The organism is Paenibacillus shunpengii, from assembly GCF_042684905.1.
In the GTDB taxonomy this organism is placed as follows: domain Bacteria; phylum Bacillota; class Bacilli; order Paenibacillales; family Paenibacillaceae; genus Paenibacillus; species Paenibacillus shunpengii.
In genome coordinates, this window is record NZ_JBHUMJ010000002.1 from 2,847,639 (window position 1) to 2,872,043 (window position 24,405).

Genomic DNA, 24,405 nt, shown 5'->3' on the forward strand with positions numbered 1-24,405 from the left:
CTCACAATGCGCTATCTACTTGGTTTAAACAGAATCAAACCAGCCTTTTGCTCCGATTCTTTTTGTGATTCAAAATATTTGTCTCAATCAGACCTGGACATACCACATGGACTGAACCGAGGTTCAAGTCACGAAATGCTGGCTTGGATTCCCTGACTCGGGGTGGAATCGCTCACGGAACTGGCCGTCCGTATACGAACCGATCACCTTCCGCCAGAAGGCCTGGGCAGCAACATTCGTACGGACCTGCGACACCTTCCATTCCCCCGGGAAGCGGCGGAATAGCTCCTGAGCTGCCCAGGTGCCAACACCGCTGCGACGATATTTTTGCATCACAAAAAACTCTGTCATATAGTAATCACCTTCACGGCGTTCGGACAATCGTTCAACTAGCGCAAATCCAGCAGGCACTTGTCCGCTTCGAATAAGAAAGGGGAACTTGTCCGAACGGATAAAATACTCGTTCAAGTTCGGATATTCGGGGAAGACACCATCACTGTTCACATCAATATCTAAATACTTGGTAAAATCATATAAATAGAATTGCATCAAATGCCTTATAACCTGGCTCTCTTCCCTGGATACAATGGTGAGGCTTAATTCCATTTTATATCACCCCGTGCTTGTTCTTTTTTATATACACTCTACGTCTATTAAACACGATTACACCGAGTCCATTCTACTAAACTATAAAACTTTCGTTTCTGACCTTCAAGCGTACTGTCTGATCTTCTTCCTTCTTCTAAGCCGGAGTGTTTTTCCTTTGAAAAATCAATGTGGTAAAATAAGGTCAATCCATAAATCTAATAAACCGGGGGTTACATTGCTATGCATATACAAAAAGAAACCGACCGCAAGAAGCTTGATGAACGTGTTGTAACCATGCCCTGGTTCGTTCAGCAATTCATTGACTACAAACTGCCGGACCTGTCACCCTCCACTCTGCTGGAGTATGTCAGGGATTACGATACATTTTTTACCTGGCTTCGTGCAGAGGGATTATCTGCGGCGGAGAAGAACTCGGATGTCACCTTGAAGGATCTGGAAGTACTCCGTATGGACAGTATCACAGGCTATCGGATCTACTTAACGACGAAGAGAGAAGGTGCGAATTCACGAATTACCATCTCCCGCAAGCTGTCCTCTCTTCGCTCACTCTTTCATTATCTCAGCCAGATTGCCGAGGATGAGGAGTTTTACCCGCTCCTGAAGCGCAATATTATGGCCAAAATCGAGATCAAGCGAGTTCATAAACCCAAGGATACAGCGGCCAAGCTCAAAGGTAAAATACTCGAGGAGGATGAGCTGCTTGAATTTATCGGCTACATATTAGAGGGATATGCGAAGGATGTCGAGAAGAACAAGCAAGCACTGTACTCCCATGAACAGAATAAGGAAAGAGATGCATGCATTGCTAGTCTTATTCTCAATTCAGGACTGCGGGTATCTGAAGTCGTGAATCTAAACGTTGATGATCTTGATCTTAATAACAAGGTACTTTATGTATACCGCAAGGGTAACAACGATGAGACCTTTAAGAATCCAGTCTATTTCCGAGAGCAGGCAAAAGACGATCTTCTCGCCTACATGCAGCTGCGGACACTTCGCTACCATACACCCAAAAGAGAAAAAGCACTCTTCGTCACGGTCCCCAATGGTCAAAAAGAAGGGAAACGCATGACAAAGCGTGCCATTCAAGCGATGATTATCAAGTATGCCAAACGCTTTGGGAAGCCTTATCTCACGGTTCATAAGCTTCGCCATTCCTTTGCGACCGACTACTATTTACAGAATGATATCTATAAGACCAAGGAGCAGCTGGGTCATGCCTCTACAGAAACGACAGAGGTCTATGCCCATCTAACCGACAAAACAATGTCCGAAGCTATTGAACGCCGCACCGAATCATAAAATTTGCAATCCCCGTGACATCGTCACGATTGTAACAGGCTGCCGATTCAGGCAGCTGTTCTTTATCCAGCCATTCTGACTCGGCAGCAATAACTGCTCTCACCTGTTCCAGCTTAAGTAAAGCAAGATCCTCTTGTTCTCGCACCATCAGCAGCTTTGGATAAGCTGCATTCTTGAAGCCCTCCACCAAAATGTAATCATAGACAGAGAATCGCTTGATGATATCCTCAAGCGATGCACTCCGTTTCTCGATGACCGCATGTCTGGTATCAGAAATGACTGCAACGGCTTCCGCACCAGCTTCACTATATTTTCCACTGTCTGTGTTTGGATGATCTATATCAAAATGGTTATGCCCGTCATGCTTAATTACAGCCGTCGTATACCCTCGTTCTCTCAGCTCTTGCACCAATTTTGTAATGAGCGTCGTTTTCCCCGCATTCTTATACCCAATGACTTGCCAAATCCTCGATTGAACGCAGTGTGTATCATGAGAACTCATCCTGCTCCCCCTTCTTCTAGCATCCGGCTGCCGTGTTCAGCTTAAGCAGCTCTACGGAGTCCCCTGCCTTAAGCCCTTTGGATTCTGGACGAACTATAATGAGACAATCACTATCCTTAATTGTGACCATGACACTCGACTCGTCCACTTTTGCCGCAGATGCGTATACTTTTCCGTCCTTAATGCTTAATTTGCCCCGAACATAACGAGTGAAATTGTTTACCTTGGAATAATCTTCTCCTAAGGTTGCGGTCCACTTCTCCAAATAAGGCGAATCCGATGCCTGCATCATTCGAAGAGTCGGTCTTACAAATAACTCAAACCCGACATAACATGCACCTGGATTACCCGACAGGGCGAACAGTAATTTACGCTGCACGACAGCAGCGGTGGTCACACTGCCAGGCCGCATCATGACCTTGTTAAACAGCATTTCTACATCATCCTGCCGAACAAGATCGCCCATAATATCATAGTCCCCGACAGAGACCCCGCCGGTCGTTATAATTACATCGTATTTCTGTACCGCTTCCTCCAGCATGCGCCGCGCAAGCTCAATATCATCCACGATCGAACCCAGCAGATGCGGTTCACCGCCGGCCTGCTTCACTTGAGATACGAGCATATAGCTGTTGCTGTTTCGAATTTTGCCGGGCTGCAGTTCTTCATCTACACGAAGCAGCTCTGTTCCTGTTGCGAAGACAGCGACCTGTGGCTTACGATATACCGGTACCTCATGAAATCCGAAGGTAGCAAGGACCGATATTTCTCCTGCAGACAGCAGCGTTCCCTTTTTGATCAGCAGGTCACCTTCTGAGATTTCTAATCCGATGGGTGTAATATTGGTGCCGGCTGTGATAGAACGTTTAAAACCGACAGCCTTAGCTTCAGCTTCATTTCGGACCTCGGTAGCCTCAATCATAACGACCGCATCGGCTCCATCCGGCACTTGTGCTCCGGTCATAATTCTGGCCGCTGTTCCAGAGTGAATAACTTTATCTGACGCATATCCGCATGGAATCTCATCAATGACTTGAAGCCATATTTGATTCGTACCCGAAGCCTCATGAAGATCGCTGCTCTTCACAGCATATCCATCCATCCCTGATCTCCGAAAATAAGGGTAAGGGTGCGGTGCGTGAATATCTCGACTAATCGTACGGCCATGCACCTCATCAATACTTATGAGCTCCGTGTCCATCTCCTGTATATAACTCGTTATCATCTGCTGAGCAGCTTCGACTTGTATCGCTTTACGATTAAACTTGGGATCTGTTGATAGATTTGTCATCCTATACTCCTTATGTTTATCATCTTTTTCCAAAGTGTAGCGGCTTCTTACGATCCCTGCAAGGCCTGCACAGCCTGATTCCATAATTCTGTTCAAAAAAAGAGCTGAATCTAAAGTGCAAATGCACTTTAAATTCAGCTCAGTTCTTATTTGTTTGTGTTCCCTGTTTACCTTTACTTACCTTCGCCTTGTAATTCGCCCTGAACCAATTTTCGTTTTGGGCCGGCTGCTCTTCTTCGGAGATGAGAATATGCTTGATCCACTGCTCTTCCCTCGTTCAATCTTTCCTTTGCTAGAAGAAGAGGACGATGAGGAGCCTCGTTCGAGCACGCTGTTTCCTGAGGTTGACTTGCTTGTATCTCCTGAATCTCCCAGTCCTCTTCTAATAATGGATCCACTCTTATTCGTCGTTAGTGGAGGTGCGATCGACTTATCGTTATCCGTCGGCGTCCGATACGTTCCTTGGGATGGTTTATAAGTCTTCTGAGTTGTGTAACCCCGATATTTCCCTGCGCCTTTTAACGAATCAAACATACTGTCGAGAATCGATGCCGTTATATAACCCTGGAGAAAAGAAGAGCTGTAGTTCTGTCTGACATATTCTTGCGAGTCCACTTCAATGAGCGTATCTTCCGGTGCTTCCGGGTCTTGCTGCAGATGATATAACTCATCAGGATATACTAGGAACATTCGGTCTGTATCCTGCGGAGATACTTCTTCCGGTGATCTCTCTTCCATCAGCTCATCTGCAACCTCAGGTACGGTCATACCCGCGGCACGATATACATACGAAGTTGAATTGCCGCTGCCATTCACAGATTCGAGCGGGTAGCTCTCTTTGACCGCAGATGCTGTTCCACATCCACTAAGTACAGAGACGAATAAACTGAGGACAAGTACAATTTTGATCATGTAAAAAAAACGCTTGTTCATGGTTAACCTCTCCTAGGTTGCCCGAATAACTTTAACATCTGCTGGAATGATGTGCTCTCCCTCGTACAGCATAAAACGTCCATTTTGCCATTCAATCCTGAGCAGGTGATTGTCATCAGACTGATACTGCCAGACATGCTGCTCTCCGCTCTGGGAGAAAGGAGTTCTTCCTGTTGTCAGCACATGCCCTGCGTATTGTTCTTCCATATGATAATCTCTGTCATCAAGCTCTATTGTTGTCGGTACTTCATCCGGGCTGTCGAGTCGCCCATCAATGGGCTGGTACAGTCCGTAGGTGAGTCGTTCTCTCTCTTCTATATGCAGGTACGCAAGCTGATTGCCGTCTTGAAGCGTAAGCACCACTGCATTACGTCCACGATTCTGCACTCTGCCGACGACCTCGTAAGTGATAAGTGATACCTCGCATATATCTCCAGGAGCCAGCTGCAGCATGCTCTTCTCTTGCGGTTCTGGCTTTGGCTTCGACAGCAGATTCGTTACTCTTTTCCATATACTCATTATCTATCAATCCCCTATTTCTTACTCGATCCTAATTATAGTGAAGCCGAAATGATCAGTGCCCCTACCATATGCAGTGTTCCGGAGAACAACCCATATCCAATCTTGCCCTGCTGCATGCCTCCATCAATATCAAAGGCAGCGAACCTGCGAATAATGAAATGGACAACCGCTTCGATCACAAGCAGAATGATAAAAGAAATAACGGAGACGATTAATGCGTCTCCTAAATGATACGAAACAGATATCGACGATGACAAAATGTAGCCTTGTGCGAACAGCTTCATAATGAGTCTCGTTGTCACCGCCATATTGCCTGCCTTCACTTCTGCAAAATCCTTATACTTCGTAAACAGCGAATCGATATACATCAGTATAAAAAGCAATACAGCTCCCGATCCTGTCCATACCAGCATGCGTAAAATATCCATAAATTCCATCTTGGCCTACATCCCCCACTGTTCAAGATAACTCCTCATGAAAAACGAAGGAGAAACTTTAAAGGTCTCTCCCTCGCTTATATATGTGCTGATCCTGTTATCCATTCTTAGATTGATCAATAAAACGCTCATTTATTGTCGTATTGCTTCATCAGCGCAGCGAGTTCGTCCTCAACAGCCTGGTCTTTGCCAAGATTCTCAAACTCTTCGTCGAGAGATTTATCCTTCTTGTTCATTTCATTGCTTGCTTCTGCTAAAGCTTCAGCCTGCAGCATTTTATCTTCCATCCGTTTCAGACCTGCAGTTGCGGAATCTGAGCTAAAATCATTCATTGCCTTGTTAATTTCAGTTTGTGCTTTGGCTGCATTATATCGAGCTACCAGAGTTTCACGCTTGCTCTTCATTTCAGCGAGCTGCTTACGCATTTCCTCAAGCTTACTGCGAAGATTATCAGCGGCTGCCTTGTTCTGGTCATAACTTGTCTTGTACTCTGTAAGCTTCGCTTCTGCATTCTTCTTCTCTTCCAATGCACGACGCGCCAGATCAATATTCTGCGCTTTGGCAGCGGTGTGAGCCTGCTCTTCACGCTTCTTAACCAACGCTTCTTGTTCCTCGTACAGCGCTTTGAATTTCTTCTCTAGGGCAATTTGAGAGGCAACCGCCTTTTCTGCGTCCTCCAGGTCTTCCTGCATATCACGAATATATTGATCTGTTAATTTAATCGGGTCCTCTGCTTTATCAATTAGTGCATTAAGGTTAGACATCGTAACATCACGCAATCTTTTGAAAAACGACATTTCGTATTCCTCCCAATGGTTTTCTATAAGCATTCTTCTTCATAACTCAGCAAGCTGCTTCTAATCCAATATTACGAATCAAGTTGAGAAGCGTTTCAAATAATTAAAATCCTCTTAAATAAGGCTTGGGTATAGACTGCTTGCCGCCAATGGCTTGAGATGCGTGCAGAGCCCAGTACGGATCACGCAGCATTCCCCGACCGACCGCAACAAGATCGGCTTGACCCGATTCAACCACGTTTCTCGCATCCTCATAATCCTCCAGCAGGCCGACAGCAATTACCGGAAGCTCCAGCTCATTCTTGAATTTATGAGCAAGATCCACCTGATATCCGGCTCTCGCCGCAGGACCTCCATCCGAACCGATCGGGCCCTCTCCTCCAGAGGTAATATGGAAGATATCTACACCCGCATCCTTATATTTTTGCCCGAGTTCAACCGCATAACGGACATCATAGCCATGATCTACATATTCCTTCGCTGAGATGCGCATGATGATCGGCATATCACTTGGAATCACTTCTTTTACCTCAGTGATGATCTCAACACCGAATCGTGACAAATCCTGGCCATATTCGTCCTCACGGATATTTGTGAGAGGAGAATGGAATTGATGAATCAAGTAACCATGTGCTCCGTGTATTTCAATCGTATCAAACCCAGCTTCTACTGCCCTTCTCGCCGCTTCTTTATAATCAATGACCAACTGCTTCACTTCTTCATACTCAAGCGCTCTTGGCATATCATACCGCTCGCTGAATGGAATGGCAGAAGGTGCAACAGGCGGTTTCGCATCTTGAGCCTTGCGGCCTGCATGCCCCAGCTGAATCCCGATCTTACAACCGTAGGAGTGAACAGCGTCCACCAGCCTGCGATAGGATGGAATGTGATCATCACTCCATAGTCCTGTATCCAGATTAGTAATTCTTCCATCCGGATGTATACCCGTCATTTCAACAATAATCAATCCCGTACCGCCTACAGCACGGCTGACATAATGTACGTAGTGCCACTCATTAGGAATTCCATCCTCCTCCGTAACACTGTATTGACACATCGGCGGCATGACCACGCGATTTTTTATTTCCAGGCCCTTTATCTTAATTGGCTCAAACAATTGGCTCAAGTGCTCCTCAGCTCCTCGTCCTTTTTTCTAGAATAATATCATCCTACTAAGGTTATAACAAACAGGTAATGACTTGTAGTTATTCACGTTGTTGCATAAAGCGATGCCGTTTAGCCATTCAAATACATAAAAAGGAGTTAAATGATTTATGAAGCGTTTGTCATTTTACATCTTCATTTTATTGCCCTGTATCGCCATTATTAGTGCTTTGATTTCCACAGACTTATCGGATGCCTTCTATAAGAATCATACAAATGCTGAGCAGCCGGCAGCCATTCAGAAGCCTGATTCTTCAAACGCTTCCTCAGAACATCATCCGCCGACTCTGGGACAGCTCCGCAAGAAATACAGCCATTACTTCCTGACCAATGGACCGAGAGTTAATAAGGTAGCTCTGACATTTGACGATGTTCCTGATCCTAGGTTTACACCACAAATACTCGATATTCTTAAGAGCCATGGTGTAACAGCTACCTTTTTCGTGAATGGTCATCGGATTGCAAAATATCCCGACATTTTTAGGAGAATTCATGAAGAAGGTCACGCCATCGGTAATCACAGCTACTCCCATCCTAACTTTAACCGATTGACCGTTCCTGAATTTGTGAATGAAATTCAAAGAACAGAGCAGGCTGCCTATCCAATTATTGAATATTATCCAAAAATGATTCGTCCCCCTTATGGCGAGATTACCGAAGAACAATTAAAGTGGGCTGTAGACCACTCCTATCGTATTGTGAATTGGAATGTAGATTCGCTCGATTGGAAGGGACTCGGTAAAAACGAGGTTATACAAAACATTATGTCTGACATCAGACCAGGAGCGATTGTGCTTCAGCATGGTGGAGGTGGAGTAGGCTCAGATCTCAGCGGTACGATTCAGGCTCTTCCTGAGGTAATTACTAGGCTCCAAGCCTTGGGCTATGAGCTTGTCACGGTACCTGAGCTGCTCGGAATCAGCCTGGAAAAATAAAAAAACTCGTGAAAGCCCCTGGCTCATCACGAGTTTGCTGATTATTCAAATATTTGAATTCAAATTCTTAGCTTATTCTTTAATGAAATATAATTTCACGTCCTGTATTCCGAATTCACTTACAAAGCCCGGACTTCCAGGAATGAAGATATCAATCTTGTTACCTTTTATTGCACCGCCAATATCCGTCGCCGTGGCTACATAAGCCTTATCAGGCAGCCCGTCATGGGAATGTCCTGTTACGAGTACCTTGGTACCAAGAGGAATGACATCAGGATCAACCGCAATGGTACCTAGCTTCAGATCATTACCGAAATAATCGACCGCTCCATATCCGCCGTTCTCCGCAGGATCGGAGGAGTAAGCTGTCGCTTTGACATTCAGTGTTTTGCTATAATCAAACGTCTTGCCCCAAGCCTCTACCACTTTGTTCGAGCTGTCTACATTTAAGCTTGCAGTCACTGCTTGGTTGCTGTTGCTGCCAGCCGCTTGAGCCGTTAATTTCGATGTCGTTGGAATGGTAATCTTCAGTCCGCCATAGATGTTGTATGGTGAGATATTATTATTTGCATTCATTAGTTGTTGTAAATTTACTTTATACTTTTTGGATAGGGTGTAAAATGTGTCCCCTTCTACAGCAGTATGAATCTTTGCCGCCTGCGCGGGAACAACCTGAACCATCAAAGCCGCACCTAAGATCGCTGCAGCAATGCTAGTCTTCTTGAAAGATTTAAACATATTGTCCTCCCTCATGAATTTGACTGACGTAAATATATCACAATTTTGTAACCATGTATTATGTAAATGTTGGAAACCGTAAATTAATCAGTCTAATTCATACACAAAAATACCCCAGACATCAATGTCTGGGGCAGTTTCATTACAGAATATAATCGTTATAATACTTTGCTGAGAAAATCCTTTGTACGTGGATGCTGAGGGTTTGTGAATACTTCCTCTGGCGTTCCTTCTTCGACGATCTTACCGCCATCCATGAATAGAATTCGATCACCCACTTCACGGGCAAAACCCATCTCATGAGTGACGATGACCATCGTCATTCCGCCTTCAGCAAGCTTCTTCATGACATCCAGCACTTCTCCAACCATCTCGGGATCCAGCGCTGAGGTTGGTTCATCAAACAGCATGACATGCGGCTGCATCGCAAGAGCTCGCGCGATCGCGATACGCTGCTTCTGCCCACCCGACAATTGGTTAGGATAAATGTTCTTCTTATCAGACAATCCCACGGTTTTAAGAAGATCATCGGCAATTTTATCAGCCTCTTGTGCAGCAATATTTTTAACCGTGACTGGGGCAAGTGTAATATTCTCTCCTACTGTCTTATGTGGAAACAGATTAAAGTGCTGGAATACCATACCCATTTTTTCACGGGTAGAGTTAATGTTATGCTTCGGATCTGTTATCGAATTGCCTTCGAACAATATGGTTCCATCTGTCGGCACTTCCAGCAGATTCAGGCAGCGTAGAAATGTACTTTTGCCTGATCCCGAAGGCCCAATTACGACGACAACTTCGCCTTTGCCGATCTCGATGTCGATTCCCTTCAGAATATTTAGATCCCCAAAGGATTTATGCAAATTTTTAACGCTTATCACTTGTTCTCAACTTCCTTTCAAATGCACCTAACAGCTTAGACAGCATGAAGGTAAGGATGAAGTAGATGACCGCGGCAATGATATACGGGCTCAGACCTTGATACGTAATACTGCGAACCGTATTCGCCTGGTACATAATATCCATCATACCGATAACGGAAATGATAGACGATTCCTTAATAATGGTAATAAATTCATTACCGATGGCAGGAAGGACTGTCTTCATCGCCTGCGGCAAAATGATATGTCTTAGTGCCGCTCCACGCGTCATACCGAGTGAACGGGCAGCTTCCATTTGTCCTTTGTCCACTCCCTGAATTCCTGCTCTGAAAATTTCTGCAAGATAGGCGGAGCTGTTAATGGATAATGTGATCACACCCGATTGCAGCGGTGACAGATTAATACCAAATACCAGGGCCAAACCATAGTGAATGATCATCAGCTGAACGAGCATTGGTGTACCGCGCAGCACCTCAACATAAGCAGTACCCAGCCACGCAAGAACCTTAATTCCCGACATGCGAACCAGTGTAATGATTAGACCAATCAGGAAACCGAAGATGACACCCAGAGCGGATAGCAATAACGTGTATCCAATCCCTTTGGCATAATAGCTGCGGTATTCCCAAGCTACTTCAAAAATATTTTTGTCTCCAGTTTTGCCTGCTGCCAGAAGACTTGCTTCCTCTACCATTTCCGTAATTCTGTCGTCTGCTTTAAGCTCAGCAAGTGTTTCATTGATGACGGCCAGCAGCTCCGTATTCCCCTTTTGTACACCAATCGCAGCATCGGATTCCGATTCATCCGGTACAGCATCAGCAAGCACAATGTCATCATTTAGGTAACCGGCAGCAACGGTATCCTCTACGATCAGCGCATCTACCCGCTCCGTTTCAAGCTGCATTATGATATCGCCGATCTTATCCAGTGAGGTTATACTCGCATTCGGCACGCCCTGCGCAATTTCCTCTTGAACAGAGCCTTTCTGAACACCGAGCTTCGTATTCTCAAGATCAGCCATCGTCTTGTACTTCTCAGTATCTTCAGCACGAATCACGACAACCTGTCTTGCTTTATAATATGGATCGGAAAAATCTATGCTTTGCCGACGTTCATCCGTCGGAGTCATACCGGATATTACAAGGTCAACACGACCGCTCTGCAGTGCTGGAAGCAGGCTGTCAAAGCCCATATCCTGGATGACCAGCTCTGCTCCCATCTTCTCCGCGATTGCCTTTGCAATTTCGATATCAAAACCTACAATTTGATCTTGACCATCTATCGTTGTATGAAATTCATAAGGGGGAAAATCTGCACTAGTTCCCAATATTAGCTGTTTGTCACTATTAGCATCCTGTGCATAAGCCGTCTGAAGTCCTGCAGGAAGCAGGAGGAGCATGCACATAAAGAGCATTAGCAACCGAAATGTTTTCTTCAAGCCTTGTCTCTCCTTAACTTACATATAATTAAATTATTAATAATCGAAACATCATTATAAGTGAAAATGTATGAATATGCAATGAACTTCCAATAATTTTCACGCTTATTCGTCGGCAATCGACTCAAACAGTATGAATTCGACAAAGTTAAAGACGACATTATGCTGACAGTGCTATAATGCTTGTGTAATAAGGCCGTTTATATTCAGGCCGCCACGAGGAGAGCGATTTGAATTGAGCAAACAAACCATTAATCAAACCATTGATCAATATAGTTCCCGTTTCAAAGAGATTTCATTATATATTGGTCAGAACCCGGAGCTTGGTAACGAGGAATTTCTTGCATCCGCAAGACTTAAGGAAGAACTTATTTTCCATGGCTTTGAAGTCGAAGCACCTGTGCTTGGCCTTGCGACCGCATTTATCGGTACTTACAGCGCTGGTAAGCCCGGACCGCGAATTGCACTGCTGTGTGAATACGATGCCCTTCCTGAACTAGGGCATGCCTGCGGCCACCACTTAATCTGTATGATGAGCTTAGGCGCTGCAGTTGGTCTCAAATCCGTCATTGATGAGATCGGGGGATCCATCAAAGTATTCGGAACCCCTGCGGAGGAAACCAAAGGAGCCAAGGTACCCATGGCTGCTGCCGGATTATTTGATGACTGTGATATTGCCATGATGACGCATCCGTTCTATGCATATGAGAAATCAGGTACTTCCCTGGCCATGGATGCTATTCAATTTGAGTTCTTTGGTAAATCCTCACATGCAGCCGCAAGCCCCCATGAAGGGATTAACGCACTTGATGCCGTTATTCAAACGTTTAACGGAATTAATGCCTTCCGTCAGCAAGTGAAGAGCACGGTTCGCATCCATGGCATTATTAACCATGGCGGTGAAGCTGCCAATATTATTCCGGATTACGCCTCAGCCCAGTTTTATGTCCGGGCATCTACACGTAAAGAGCTTGAAGTGCTGACGGAACGTGTCATTAAAATTGCAGAAGGAAGTGCTCTTCAAACCGGCTGTACTTTGAAGACCTCCAATTATGAAACTTCATATGATGAAATGAACACAAATGAGATTTTGTCTGATGTCTTTAGCGCGAACTTAATAGAGCTTGGTATTAGCGAGGACGAGATCAGAACCGGAAACGATCACGGCTCCATGGATATGGGCAATGTATCTTTGAAAATTCCTGCCATCCATCCATACATTAAAATTATTGAGGAGAAGCATGCGCTTCATTCAAAAGAATTTAGAGATTTGGCTATGGAGGAACGAGCACTCTCAGGCATGCTTCTGGCTGCAAAGGCTCTTGGAAACACGGCGTATGATGTCATCACACAACCAGAACTGCTTACCCGCATTAAAACAGCCCACCGTGCAGTAAATAACATTTAAATTCAGCAAATGAATCAATTTCATCAATTATTATCAAGGTGGCTTAGAAACTATATATCCCCTTGATTGAAGCAGCTAAAGGTATTATGAAATTGATTCAAATAACACATATTAATTCCCCTCAAAAGAAAAAGAGTACCGAGTGTAATTTCTCGGTACCCTTTTTATTATGAAGCGAATAAGTTAAAGCCTTATTCTACCCACGAGCTCAAGCTAGAATCGCTAAGTAGTTAAGTCTGATGTAAATCACCTTATCGCAGCCTATCGTATATATCCATATAGGCTTCTGCCGATACTTCCCAGCTGTAATCTCCGTTCATCGCATTGGACATGATCTTCTCCCAATGATCCTTTCGATCATAAAACTGCATTGCTCTTCTAATTGTAAACAGCATGTCATGTGCGTTGTAATTGGTGAAAGTAAAGCCTGTTCCTTCTCCTGTAAACTCGTTGTATGCCTGTACCGTATCATTCAGTCCGCCTGTCTCACGTACAATCGGGATGCTTCCATACTGCAATGCGAGCAGTTGACTGATTCCGCAAGGCTCAAACATGGAAGGCATCAGAAACAGATCACTGCCGGCATAGAATCTTCTGGATAAGCCTTCATTGAACCTTATTTGCGCTGACATCTTCTCAGGATGACGAAGACCTGCCTCATAGAACCAGTGCTCGTATGCATGTTCACCCGTACCCAGCAGAATAAACTGGACATCATCATAATACAATAGTTCATCAAGTGTTCTGCATACCAGATCCAGACCCTTGGACTCTACAAGACGAGTAACCATTGCGATAACAGGAACCTCAGGTCGAACGGGCAATCCAAGCTCCTGCTGTAGAGCAGCCTTATTTTTTAGTTTTAAATCCATATCTGCTGAGGTATAAACCGCAGCAAGATCTCTATCGGTTTTAGGGTTATAACTGTCCGTGTCAATCCCATTAACGATTCCCGAAAGCTTGTTGCCAAGCGATCGGAGCAGTCCATCAAGACCGTAGCCGTAGTGAGCTGTCTTAATCTCCTCAGCATAAGTCGGACTAACCGTGGTCACATGATCGGAGTACACTAAACCGGCCTTCATAAAGTTAAGATTACCGTAGTACTCTACACCATCCATCGTAAAATACTGATCGTGTAAATTTAATAAGTCATGATGTACCTCATACGGGAATATACCTTGATACAACAGATTATGAATCGTAAACACCGTTCTAATCGACTGATATTCAGGGAGATGATCATAATGCGCCTTTTTGATTAGCGGAATCATTCCTGTATGCCAGTCATGACAATGAATGACATCCGGCTCGAAATCCAGATATGGTATTACTTCCAGAACTGCACGATTATAGAAGGCGAATCGTTCACCATCATCCATATAACCGTATATTCCATCTCTGCCGAAGTAATATTCATTATCAAGGAAATAGAATGTAACGCCGTTATGAACGAGACGCTCTACTCCGCAATACTGCTTGCGCCAGCCGACGTATACATCGGCCACCGTTACAGGCTCCATCTTCTCACGGTAACGGTCATTGATGCCTTTATATTTGGGTAACACAACTCGAACATCAACCCCATTTTTACGCAATGCCTGAGGCAATGCGCCGATGACATCGGCCAGTCCTCCCGTTTTGATGAATGGATGCCCTTCTGCTGCGGCGAATAGTACATTCATTAGTGCTTCCTCCTTGATCGATGCTTTCGCTCTACATATATACTGCTGGTGTGTTTATACAATCGGGACATCCTGCAGTGCTTTCTTAGTTTGTCGTTTTTTGGGCTTGACAGCTTTTTTCTTATCCTGTGCAGTCTCACTTTTGAGATCCACAGGCTTAGCGTCCGCTTTTACTCTGCCACGGGTTGTCTTCTTCAAAATAACAACACTGAGTGGCGGAAGCGTGAGAACTAGACTGTTCTGCTGTCCATGCCAGGAAGTTTTCTCTGTGCGGATCTCGTTATTTACATGCTGCCCTTCTCCGCCGAATTCTTTATAGTCACTATTAAAAATTTCTGTATATGAACCAGGTCTTGCAATTCCAATGCGATAATTCTGTCTAGCCACAGGCTGAAGATTAATGACTACGATCAGGGTGTCACCTGGCTTCTTGCCTTTTCTGAGATAGGAAATAACACTTTGTGAGTGATCATCTGCTGATATCCATTCATAGCCTTCACCCGAGTGATCCAGTTCCCATAGTCCTTTTTCACGAATATACAGTTCATTCAGCGCCTTAGAATAGGCATGGAGCTTACGATGACTCTCATAATCCAGCAAGAACCAATCTAGGGGCTCTTCGTCCTTCCATTCGATAAACTGACCGAATTCCCCTCCCATAAAGAGCAGCTTTTTGCCAGGAAAGGTCATGAAATAACCGAGGAGCGTACGAAGACCTGCGAATTTCTGCTCATAGCTGCCTGGCATCTTGTCCAGCAGCGACTTCTTCCCATGCACCACCTCATCATGTGAAAGAGGTAGCAGGTGGTTGTCCGCCTGTGCATATACGACAGGAAAGGTCAGCAAATTGTGTTTATTCGGCCGATCATGGAAATCCGTTTTGAAATACTCCAATGTATCGTTCATCCAGCCCATATTCCATTTGTAGTTAAAACCGAGTCCGTCCGCGAATACAGGGCTTGTCACGCCAGGCCATGCACTTGATTCTTCAGCCATCATCAACGCATTAGGATAATAGCGGTAGATCGTCGTGTTTAACTGTTTAATAAAATCAATGGCTTCCAAATTTTGGACACCACCAAACTCATTAAGGGCGTATTGACCTTCATTTTTTTCAAAATCCAGCCTTAGCATACTGGTAACCGCATCAATACGCAGTCCATCTATATGATATTTTTCCATCCAGTAAATGGCGTTAGAGATCAGAAACGATCTCACCTCAGGCTTTGAATAATCGAAGCTCAGCGTACCCCATCCCGGCTTATCGGATTTGAGCGGATCCGCGTATTCGTAGAGCGGTGTACCGTCAAACATGCGAAGTCCGTGCGCATCTCTGGCGAAATGAGCGGGTACCCAGTCTAAAATAACGCCTATCCCTGCTTGATGAAGCTGATCAATCAGAAACATCAAATCTTTAGGAGTACCATACCTGCTGGTTGGGGCAAAATAACCTGTATTCTGATATCCCCAGGACAGATCGTAAGGATGTTCACTCAGCGGCATGAACTCGACATGAGTATAGGACATTTCATGAAGATAAGGAATGAGCAGCTCCGCCATTTCACGGTATGTATAAAAGCTCATGTCATCCTTTTGCTTCCATGTTCCAAAATGCATTTCATATATATGGAGCGGTTTATTATAAGGCTCCTTCTGTTTGCGACGCCAAGCCGCATCATGCCATACATATCCTTCGATATCCGCTGTTATCGATGCCGTTGCCGGTCTTACTTCTGCATGGAAGGCATAGGGATCTGCACGGAGCAAGGATTCACCTTGGGGAGAAATAATATGATATTTGTAAAAAATTCCTTCTTTTATTTCAGGAAAAAAACGAGTCCAAAGCCCCGAAACGGGTATCTTATATAAGAGATCAGACTCGTCAAGGCCATGATAACCGTTCCGATCGTGAGCAAGACCCACTTTTATCGCGTTGGGAGCCCATACCGTAAATCGGTAACCCTTAACTCCGTCTTCCACAACGGGGTGTGCCCCCAGAAAGTGATGACTGAAATGAGACGTCCCTTCATGAAAATAATAAATATCTTCAGAAGTGATGGATTGTTCCAACCATTTGTTCTCGATCAAAAGATCACCTGCTTTTTTAATTAGAATTTCAAACACATTATTACCCCATTTTCACCAATTTGAATAGCAAAAATAGCTCAAAAAACATTTTTTTATTTATTTCTCAAGTTTTCTGAAAATGTTGTTTCACGGATGAAGGTCGCCGTTTAATAATATCTCAACGTCAACATTAACATTCGGGAGGGAAAACGAAATGGCTAAGAAAGATTGCATCGCCATGTTGCTCGCAGGAGGAGAAGGAAAGCGCCTTGCGCCTTTGACATCGAGCATTGCTAAACCTGCTGTTCACTTTGGTGGAAATTATCGAATTATCGATTTTCCTCTCAGCAACTGTGTAAATTCAGGAATCGATACAGTAGGAGTATTAACACAATATGAGGCTGAATCACTGCATCAGCATATTGGTGAGGGTGAGCCTTGGAGACTGAACCAATCAGGCGAAAACGGCATATCACTCCTTCCATCATGGAATATCGGTTGTGAAGAAGGATATTGCGGAACTGCTGATGCTATATATAAAAATATGGAATTTATTGATCAACATGATCCAGAGGACGTACTTATTCTCTCCGGAGACCACATTTATCAAATGGATTATCGTGAGCTGCTTCAATACCACACCAACAAAGGTGCTAAGGCTACAATCGCTGTTATTGAAGTGCCATGGAATGAGGCGCATCGCTTTGGTGTGATGGGTGCGGATGAAGACATGCGTGTTACCGAGTTCGTTGAGAAGCCAGCAAAACCAGAGAGTAACCTAGCTTCAATGGGTATTTATGTATTTAAGTGGAGCTACTTGAAGGAGCATTTGCTTCGCGATGCAGCCATTCAGGAATCTGGGCATGACTTTGGTAAAGACCTGATTCCCGCTATGCTTACAAGCGAAGATCCGCTATATGTATACAACTTCAACGGGTACTGGAAAGATGTTGGCACCGTTCAATCACTGTGGGATGCCCATATGGACCTCTTGAACGGAATAACCTTAAACAAGGAAACTGAACAAACATGGCCGATGTTTACCCGCCAATGGCGTACCAAACCAAGTGCCCATAAACCGAGAACAAGCAGCTTCGACACTTGTATGGTTCATGATTCATGCGCCATTGAAGGTAATGCAGACCGTTCGGTCATCTTCTACGGTGTCGAGATTGGTAAATCCAGTTCCATTAAAGACAGTGTAGTGATGCCGAATGCGAAGATTGGTCGTAATGTAACGATCGAGCACGCGATTATTGGCGAAGGTGCCATTGTAAGAGATGGCGCAGTCATCAAAGGCAAAGTAGACGAAATCGTGGTCATTGGACCTTATGAGACCGTCGTTTCTAAGCCTGCGGTACGTACTCAGCCTAATCGTCTGCTCAAAGAAGTATATGAAAAAACAGGCCGCCTTCGTGCGGAAGGCTTATCCTCATAATAACATTTTCAAATGAAAAGAGCACCCCTCTTATAGGAGTGCTCTTTTCACTTTTTATAATACCCGCGCTTACTTACGTTCTTATCGTTCGTACAAATTAACGACCCGGACCCCCATATCCGTTACACCTTGATGCTTGAACCCAAGACCTTGGTAAAATGCGTTCAGCTTAGGACTGTGCGTAATACAATCCAGCCTTAGTGCCTTCTTACCTTGGGAGAGGACAATCTCTTCTGCCGCTTCAAGCAGCCACTCACTAATTCCACGTTTCCGGAACGCTTGGCGAACCGTTAGTCGATGCAGATAGCCGTATTGATCATCATTAAGCGGGCCCCAATACGATGGATCACTGCCTTGCAGTGTGAACATACCGACTGGTTCTTGATTCAGATAAGCGGCATATACTTCACGGTCATCAAAATAGGAGCGGACAGATTCCGGGGTAAACATGTCCGGTGTCCAATGCTTCAATTCGCTTGCGACCATCCATTCCGCTGCTTCCTTCAATAGAAATACAATATCATTCGTTTCATCAGGGGTGGCTTTAACGAGTACAAGCATGCCCCCTTGTTCTTCTCTTTGCTTAATGAGCTCCAGATTGTCTAACACGATCTCTCTCCCCTTCAATAACCATTTATGCTTCAATGGTTCCTTGCTGATCCTGCTCTTCATGAGACTCTTCCTGCAAGGCAGGCAAGCGAACCGTTACTGTCGTCCCGTTGCCGAGTTCACTTTGCATGTTCATGGTGCCCCCATGAAGCTCGATGAGCTGCTGGCTGATAGCAAGTCCAAGACCCGTACCTCCATGCTGGTGATCCACTTGATAGAAGCGGTCTTTTACTCTTGCTAAGTGTTCTTCACTGATGCCGATCCCCGTATCCTGAACCGACACGATGATGAACTCATCTTCCCGTTGAAGTGTAATGTGGATCCAAGAATTCATGTGCGAGAACTTGATTGCATTGTCAATGACATTCAGAAATACCTGCTTCAAACGATTGCCATCGCCAAGTATAAGATATTCCTCTTCCTCAGCGTCCATCTTCAGCTGGATTTGCTTCTGCTCTGCCTTGGCCCATACATTCAGCATCACTTCCTGCATGATTTCACGTACACTAACCGGACCTTTAACCATTTTCATTTCGTTTTGCTGCAGTTTGGAGAAATCAAGCAGTTCCTCTACAAGCCCGATTAATCGATTCGTTTCATTCGATATAATCTTTAGACCCATCCGCGTCTCATCAGGATCATAACCTCCGGATTCAAGCGTTTCGTTCCAGCCTTTGATGCTGGTAAGCGGCGTCCTGAGCTCATGAGAGATCGACGAGATAAAATCATCCTTGACCTGGTTACTGCGCACAATTTCTTGAGCCATATAATTCAGCGTAGAGGCCAGCTCTCCAATCTCATACTTGTAATCCCCTTCAATCCGAACATCAAACCGGCCCTTTGCCATTTCAGCGGAGACTCCTGTAATAATGTTGATGGGCCTTACAATGGAATTGGCAAGCCCGATACTAATCGTAAAGACAAGCACGAGGACACCAACGACAATCAGACTGGACCAGATAAGGATATCAATCAGTGCTTCATTGACACGCTCCATGCTTGTTACGTAACGGGCGATGTACACATTATCATTACCGTAGTCGATCTTCGTCGACACGGCCATTACAGACTCACCCGTTACGGAGTCTTTCCCGATCCAGCGCCCTGTGCTTCCCTTCAGTGCCTGAGGTATGTCACTTGTCTGAATCGTCCGGTCGGACTCGAAGCCTGAGGACAAGGCAAGTACATTTCCTTCTGTATCCAATATCTCAAGTGAGGTATTGTCCAGCTTGAGATAGTACATCAGATTGGAAATAAACGAGCTTTCGTTGCTGCTGTCTATAAATGAAGAATTATAGTATCGGATTACATTTTTCGAATTGGATTCAATGTAATTATAGATACTGTCATAATAATATTTCTGCATCGCAACCAGGAAAATAGATTCGATCAGCAATAGCGCAAGCAGAACGAGAATAAAATATTGCAGAACTATTTGCCTGCGTATGCCTTTCATCATTGAGCTCTACCCTTCCACTTGTAGCCATGCCCCCAAACCGTTTGCAAGTATTCCGGCTCTGAAGGGTTGTCTTCAATTTTTTGCCGCAGACGCCGAATGTTCACGTCCACGATTTTGGGATCTCCCATATATTCTTTGCCCCAGACATGATCTAGAAGCACATCACGACTAAGCGGTGTATTTTCTTTCTCCAGGAAGAATTGCACCAGTGAAAATTCGGTCGGTGTAAGTTCAATTGCTTGACCGTTTCTTTTGAACAGCTTAGAAATAAGATCTAATGAGAACGGACCTGATTCAAATGTGACCTTGGCAGCTGTTTCACGGTGAACGTTCACTCTCCGGAGCAGTGACTGAATCCGTGCAATAAGCTCAGTAGGACTAAATGGCTTGCTGACATGATCATCCGCTCCAACGGATAACGCATAGACTTTATCTTGCTCCTGCACCTTAGCTGTCAAGAAGATGATCCCGATGCGTTCGTTGGTTTCCCGAATTCTGCGGCAGACTTCAAAGCCATCTATTCCAGGAACCATGACGTCCAGAAGCGCAATATCGATATCATTTACAGAGTTGATAATTCTCATGGCCTCCATGCCGTCTCCTGCTTCAAGCACTTCAAAGCCGTTTCGCTTCAAGTTCAACACGATAAAACTGCGGATCGATTCCTCGTCTTCCATAATCAATACTTTACTCATTTATTCACTCATTCCTTCCTGTTCCATCTCTTGCGGGATATTATCCGATTCAGTTACACCTGCCTGTTTGGGTAAACGATATCCGATGACCTGATTGCTCGACCGGACGATCTGTTTCCATTCAACTTTTACTTTCTCCCACTCATCAAGTGAGAAGAATTTGATCTCTGCTACGGTCTCATCCGTATCGATCAGCTTGAAGCGAAGGTATTTATCCTTGACCGATTTCGTATCCAGTGTAACATTTCCGTGCTGCTCAGGCTTAAGGTTGAAATAAAAACGATCCTGGTCATCACGGTACTGCTGCATGACAAAGGTCATGTCATCCTTCCCGTTCCACTGATAGAAGGAATAGAAGTAGAGCTTCTCGCTGTCGACGAACATCTCCCATCCTGGCGGAATTTCCAGCAGTCCAAATTCAACAATTCCATCGTTGTTAATATCTTCACTTATAATTTTTCGTGGCTTGAAGGTGATATCAATTCCTTTATAGGCCTCAACAAGCTGGTTGTTCTCCATATACACAACATCTGTATAGGAATTTGACGCATCTAGACCAATATCAAGCAAAATACCTGTATGATTCGGTGAGATTTTACCCGCTGATACGTTGTAGAAATCCCTCATGCGAGTTTCGATTGTCAGCTTGTCAATCGGTTCGAATACTTCATCTTTATATTGATAGACCGTTACGGTCCCTTGACCGCTTGTCGGCAATATATTCATAATCGTCAGATCATTAATTCCGTCACCATTCATGTCCATCGGGTTGCGGGACTCATCTACAATGACATACTTGGAGTACGGCATTTCCAGTATTTTTTGAAGGGTGCTGCCATTATAGCTATAGGATGCGAGCCAGTTCTGAGCATTCTGCTCTACACTGTTGGAGAAGCCGGCGATAATCTCCAGATCGTCATCTCCTGTGATGTCCTGCAGCCGAAAGGAATTGAGGACGGATCCAAGACCATCAAAGGTTAATTTCTTGACCCAGGTAACCCCTCGCTTCTCTAGCACCATCCCATGAATTTTCACTTCTTCATCTGGTGTGTCGTAGAAGACGACAGCCTCCATTATTCCGTCATTATTCAAATCCTTCTGAATAATCTTGTTAGACATCTCTCTTGGCTGTGTAATCGTAGAGCCTTCAGGCAATTCCCCCTGAATAACGCTGAGCAGATTCTCCCGCTCCGATGTCAGCTGCGGCGTTTTCATAAGCGACTTGGGATCGTTGAAAGAATCAAGTCCGTTCGCGCAGGCAGTAAGCAGCATAAGTACGGCAAACAACAGCACTGCATGAAATATCCTTTTTATATGTTGTGCATTTAACACCTGATCACTCTTTCCACTCGTTAAATCTTGTTTTTTTCGTGCATGGTCAGACGCCGGCCCCGGATATCAAAGGCAATTCTTCCTTCAGATAGCCCCCATATCCTTGCCGCATGACGTTCCGCTAGCTCGATAGGAAGTACGGCAATCACAGTAACATTCTCTTCCGAGCACAGCTTTTTAAAATTCTCAAGCACACTGTCTGCTGACTTCGGATCGAGTCCAATAACAGGCTCATCCGCCAAAATAACCTTGGCGCCATGAGTCAGTGCTCTTGCGATCGCCACACGCTGCCGCTCTCCCCCGCTGAGCTGTCCAGCCTTCATATGGGCTTTATCAAGCAAACCAACACTCTCAATAATGTCCATGGCTCCCATATAATCATCCGAACGCACCATCCCCGTCACCATTCTCCACCAAGGCGTTTGCCCAGAACGTCCAATAAGCACATTCTTGAGCACCGTCTTATTCGTGAACAGCTCTGGGTTCTGCTCTAAATAGGCCCACTCGCGCTTAATCTGCTTTTTACCAGCATAACCAGCACCAAAGATATCAGTACCATGTACCGTAAATTTTCCTTTATCCCATTGTTCCTTCAGGGCCAAACAACGAAGAAGCGTGCTTTTGCCGCTGCCGCTGCCGCCCACAATCCCGATAAATTCCCCTTGCTGCATGTCAAAGCTTATCTCACGAAGCACCGGAAGTTTGTCCGGACCTACGCTTTTTGCTAGATTCTCTACTCTGATCATTTACGCTTAAACTCCTCTTATCCGTAGATTGTATATTCTTAGTTTATTGGAAAAAGAGTCGATTTACCATATGAGAACAAACATTCCTCAGATTCGTTACATATTTGATCCCTGTTTCGATCGAAAAAAGAAGCCTGCTATTCCAAATACCAAGTAGCATCCGCCAAGTAACCAGAACATAGCGCCCGGAGCACCGAGGCCCAGCATGATACCTCCTAGATTCGGTCCTAGGATGCTTCCTATATTAAATTGAAAAGAAGCGACGACATTCGCAGATGGAAGCAGCTGCTTAGGAAGAATATCCGCCGCAAAAGCGAGCCCCAGCGAGAAGAATGAACCCACCAGTCCACCAGCAAGTGTAAGAAGAATCAAGGTATACCAAAAATGAGTGCCGACCACTGGTATCATCAGAAAGAATAAACCACCTAATATTCCACTGATCATCAGTATCTTTTTACGCCCGTATTTGTCACTAAGTGCACCTAGCGGGAGCTGCAGCAGCAGTCCGCCAATCCCCACAAAGGGCAGGAGCGTTGAAATGTCATTCTCAGAGAGGCCGATTCGAAGCCCATATATTGGGAAGTTACTGTTCATTCCCGACTCCATATAACCGTACAGGAAGGCTGGAAGAAGTGCATACCACGCAAGCATGAAGCCTTTTCTGTACCGCCCCTTGACCTGGTCGGTCGTACTCATTTTCTCCGGACGTGTATCCGGCAGTCGTAGTGCAAAGAACAGCACAACAAGCATGATCAGAAACAATATGGCGAACGGCAGTATTTGATTGATATCCAGCAATTTAATACCTAACGGCCCAAGACTAAATCCAATACCGTATGACATTCCGTAGATAGATATATTTCTCCCTCTTGAGCCCGGTGGTGTCACCAGCAGAACCCATAGCTGTGTTGCATAGTGTAATGCGCTGTCTCCAATGCCGACCAGAAACCGAAGCAGAAACCATAACCTCAGGTCCGGGATGATCGGAAATAAAATTAACGGGATCATGACGACGATAAGTCCGGCAACAATCAATTTCTTAAAGCCGACCGCACCAAGAATTCGTTCTGCAACCAAAGTCATGGCAAAAGAACCGACATACATGACTGCGGCATTCATGCCGTTCACACTTGATGATACGCCCATCTTCTCGATAAATATGGAAAGAACGGGTAATAATAAACCTTGACTTAAGCCTGCTACAATAATGATTGCAATTAATATCAAAAAATGCCGTGATGATCCTTCTTGGTGTATTCCCTTCTTCAATGCGAACCTACCTTTCAATTGAACAAAAAGAAAAATCGTCATCGCTGACGACCTGTCACTGTCCTCTATTATAGTCCTCAGACAGTGGAAACGGGTTACAAAGTATTCAACATTATAGTGGACAATACGCCCAAATACAAGCGATAATGAA

23 protein-coding genes are annotated in these 24,405 nt (G+C 44.8%); 4 read left to right on the top strand and 19 right to left on the bottom strand.

Going from position 1 to position 24,405, the window contains the following annotated elements; genetic code table 11:
• Window positions 1-123: 123 nt before the first annotated feature.
• Entirely contained in the window at window positions 124-606 is a 483-nt protein-coding gene (locus ACFSVM_RS13260; RefSeq protein WP_076312734.1) for a GNAT family N-acetyltransferase, read from the bottom strand.
• Between the two features lie 222 nt (window positions 607-828).
• Between ACFSVM_RS13260 and xerS the strand changes: the two genes are divergently transcribed.
• Window positions 829-1,911 (top strand): tyrosine recombinase XerS, encoded by a 1,083-nt coding sequence (gene xerS / locus ACFSVM_RS13265; RefSeq protein ID WP_076312735.1) that lies wholly within the window; start codon window positions 829-831, stop codon window positions 1,909-1,911.
• Here the strand turns inward: xerS and mobB are convergent.
• The 7 genes from mobB to ACFSVM_RS13300 all read right to left on the bottom strand — a co-directional run bounded on the left by mobB (window position 1,886) and on the right by ACFSVM_RS13300 (window position 7,519).
• A complete protein-coding gene (gene mobB / locus ACFSVM_RS13270; protein WP_090724106.1) occupies window positions 1,886-2,413 on the bottom strand; it encodes a molybdopterin-guanine dinucleotide biosynthesis protein B in 528 nt (175 codons plus the stop codon). The two genes, xerS and mobB, sit on opposite strands and share 26 nt — an antisense overlap.
• Before the next feature lie 16 nt (window positions 2,414-2,429).
• Window positions 2,430-3,704: a molybdopterin molybdotransferase MoeA gene (locus ACFSVM_RS13275; protein WP_379262650.1), complete on the bottom strand. Its 1,275-nt coding sequence runs from the start codon at window positions 3,702-3,704 to the stop codon at window positions 2,430-2,432.
• Window positions 3,705-3,881: 177 nt separating this feature from the next.
• Window positions 3,882-4,637, bottom strand: a complete 756-nt coding sequence (locus ACFSVM_RS13280; protein WP_379262652.1) for a DUF4247 domain-containing protein — start codon at window positions 4,635-4,637, stop codon at window positions 3,882-3,884.
• A gap of 12 nt (window positions 4,638-4,649) precedes the next feature.
• Window positions 4,650-5,156, bottom strand: coding sequence for a DUF4178 domain-containing protein (locus ACFSVM_RS13285; protein WP_047910595.1), 507 nt, complete (start codon window positions 5,154-5,156; stop codon window positions 4,650-4,652).
• A 35-nt stretch (window positions 5,157-5,191) separates the two neighbouring features.
• Complete coding sequence (locus ACFSVM_RS13290) at window positions 5,192-5,596, bottom strand: DUF350 domain-containing protein (RefSeq protein WP_076312739.1); 405 nt, start codon at window positions 5,594-5,596, stop codon at window positions 5,192-5,194.
• A gap of 128 nt (window positions 5,597-5,724) precedes the next feature.
• Window positions 5,725-6,393, bottom strand: a complete 669-nt coding sequence (locus ACFSVM_RS13295; RefSeq protein WP_090724102.1) for a PspA/IM30 family protein — start codon at window positions 6,391-6,393, stop codon at window positions 5,725-5,727.
• Between the two features lie 103 nt (window positions 6,394-6,496).
• A complete protein-coding gene (locus ACFSVM_RS13300) occupies window positions 6,497-7,519 on the bottom strand; it encodes an NADH:flavin oxidoreductase/NADH oxidase (RefSeq protein WP_076312741.1) in 1,023 nt (340 codons plus the stop codon).
• Between the two features lie 148 nt (window positions 7,520-7,667).
• Here ACFSVM_RS13300 and ACFSVM_RS13305 point away from each other — a divergent pair, with 148 nt between their 5' ends.
• Window positions 7,668-8,492 carry a polysaccharide deacetylase family protein gene (locus ACFSVM_RS13305; RefSeq protein ID WP_379262655.1) on the top strand — a complete coding sequence of 275 codons (825 nt, stop codon included), beginning with the start codon at window positions 7,668-7,670 and terminating at the stop codon, window positions 8,490-8,492.
• Between the two features lie 72 nt (window positions 8,493-8,564).
• Here ACFSVM_RS13305 and ACFSVM_RS13310 read toward each other — a convergent pair whose 3' ends face one another.
• From ACFSVM_RS13310 to ACFSVM_RS13320, 3 genes are all read right to left on the bottom strand, one after another.
• Window positions 8,565-9,230, bottom strand: a complete 666-nt coding sequence (locus tag ACFSVM_RS13310) for a 3D domain-containing protein (RefSeq protein ID WP_076312743.1) — start codon at window positions 9,228-9,230, stop codon at window positions 8,565-8,567.
• A 158-nt stretch (window positions 9,231-9,388) separates the two neighbouring features.
• A complete protein-coding gene (locus ACFSVM_RS13315; protein WP_090724095.1) occupies window positions 9,389-10,111 on the bottom strand; it encodes an amino acid ABC transporter ATP-binding protein in 723 nt (240 codons plus the stop codon).
• Window positions 10,098-11,549, bottom strand: a complete 1,452-nt coding sequence (locus tag ACFSVM_RS13320; protein WP_379262658.1) for an ABC transporter substrate-binding protein/permease — start codon at window positions 11,547-11,549, stop codon at window positions 10,098-10,100. Before ACFSVM_RS13320 ends, ACFSVM_RS13315 begins: the two co-directional genes overlap by 14 nt.
• Window positions 11,550-11,784: 235 nt before the next feature.
• On the opposite strand from ACFSVM_RS13320, the gene ACFSVM_RS13325 reads away from it, so the two are divergent.
• Entirely contained in the window at window positions 11,785-12,957 is a 1,173-nt protein-coding gene (locus tag ACFSVM_RS13325; protein WP_379262660.1) for a M20 family metallopeptidase, read from the top strand.
• A gap of 251 nt (window positions 12,958-13,208) precedes the next feature.
• Here ACFSVM_RS13325 and glgA read toward each other — a convergent pair whose 3' ends face one another.
• Entirely contained in the window at window positions 13,209-14,639 is a 1,431-nt protein-coding gene (gene glgA, locus ACFSVM_RS13330) for a glycogen synthase GlgA (protein WP_379262662.1), read from the bottom strand.
• 54 nt (window positions 14,640-14,693) lie between these two features.
• Window positions 14,694-16,754, bottom strand: coding sequence for a 1,4-alpha-glucan branching protein GlgB (gene glgB, locus ACFSVM_RS13335; RefSeq protein ID WP_379263002.1), 2,061 nt, complete (start codon window positions 16,752-16,754; stop codon window positions 14,694-14,696).
• A gap of 166 nt (window positions 16,755-16,920) precedes the next feature.
• Between glgB and ACFSVM_RS13340 the strand changes: the two genes are divergently transcribed.
• Window positions 16,921-18,144 (top strand): glucose-1-phosphate adenylyltransferase, encoded by a 1,224-nt coding sequence (locus ACFSVM_RS13340; RefSeq protein ID WP_090724090.1) that lies wholly within the window; start codon window positions 16,921-16,923, stop codon window positions 18,142-18,144.
• An 81-nt stretch (window positions 18,145-18,225) separates the two neighbouring features.
• Here the strand turns inward: ACFSVM_RS13340 and ACFSVM_RS13345 are convergent, their stop codons facing one another.
• The 6 genes from ACFSVM_RS13345 to ACFSVM_RS13370 all read right to left on the bottom strand — a co-directional run bounded on the left by ACFSVM_RS13345 (window position 18,226) and on the right by ACFSVM_RS13370 (window position 24,254).
• Window positions 18,226-18,816 (bottom strand): GNAT family N-acetyltransferase, encoded by a 591-nt coding sequence (locus ACFSVM_RS13345; protein WP_379262664.1) that lies wholly within the window; start codon window positions 18,814-18,816, stop codon window positions 18,226-18,228.
• A complete protein-coding gene (locus ACFSVM_RS13350) occupies window positions 18,779-20,212 on the bottom strand; it encodes a sensor histidine kinase (protein ID WP_076312750.1) in 1,434 nt (477 codons plus the stop codon). Before ACFSVM_RS13350 ends, ACFSVM_RS13345 begins: the two co-directional genes overlap by 38 nt.
• Entirely contained in the window at window positions 20,209-20,907 is a 699-nt protein-coding gene (locus tag ACFSVM_RS13355) for a response regulator transcription factor (RefSeq protein ID WP_047910605.1), read from the bottom strand. The genes ACFSVM_RS13350 and ACFSVM_RS13355 overlap by 4 nt, the downstream gene beginning before the upstream one ends.
• Complete coding sequence (locus tag ACFSVM_RS13360) at window positions 20,908-22,239, bottom strand: hypothetical protein (protein ID WP_379262667.1); 1,332 nt, start codon at window positions 22,237-22,239, stop codon at window positions 20,908-20,910.
• Between the two features lie 20 nt (window positions 22,240-22,259).
• A complete protein-coding gene (locus tag ACFSVM_RS13365; RefSeq protein ID WP_076312752.1) occupies window positions 22,260-22,985 on the bottom strand; it encodes a phosphonate ABC transporter ATP-binding protein in 726 nt (241 codons plus the stop codon).
• Between the two features lie 96 nt (window positions 22,986-23,081).
• Entirely contained in the window at window positions 23,082-24,254 is a 1,173-nt protein-coding gene (locus ACFSVM_RS13370) for an MFS transporter (RefSeq protein WP_379262670.1), read from the bottom strand.
• Window positions 24,255-24,405: the final 151 nt, after the last annotated feature.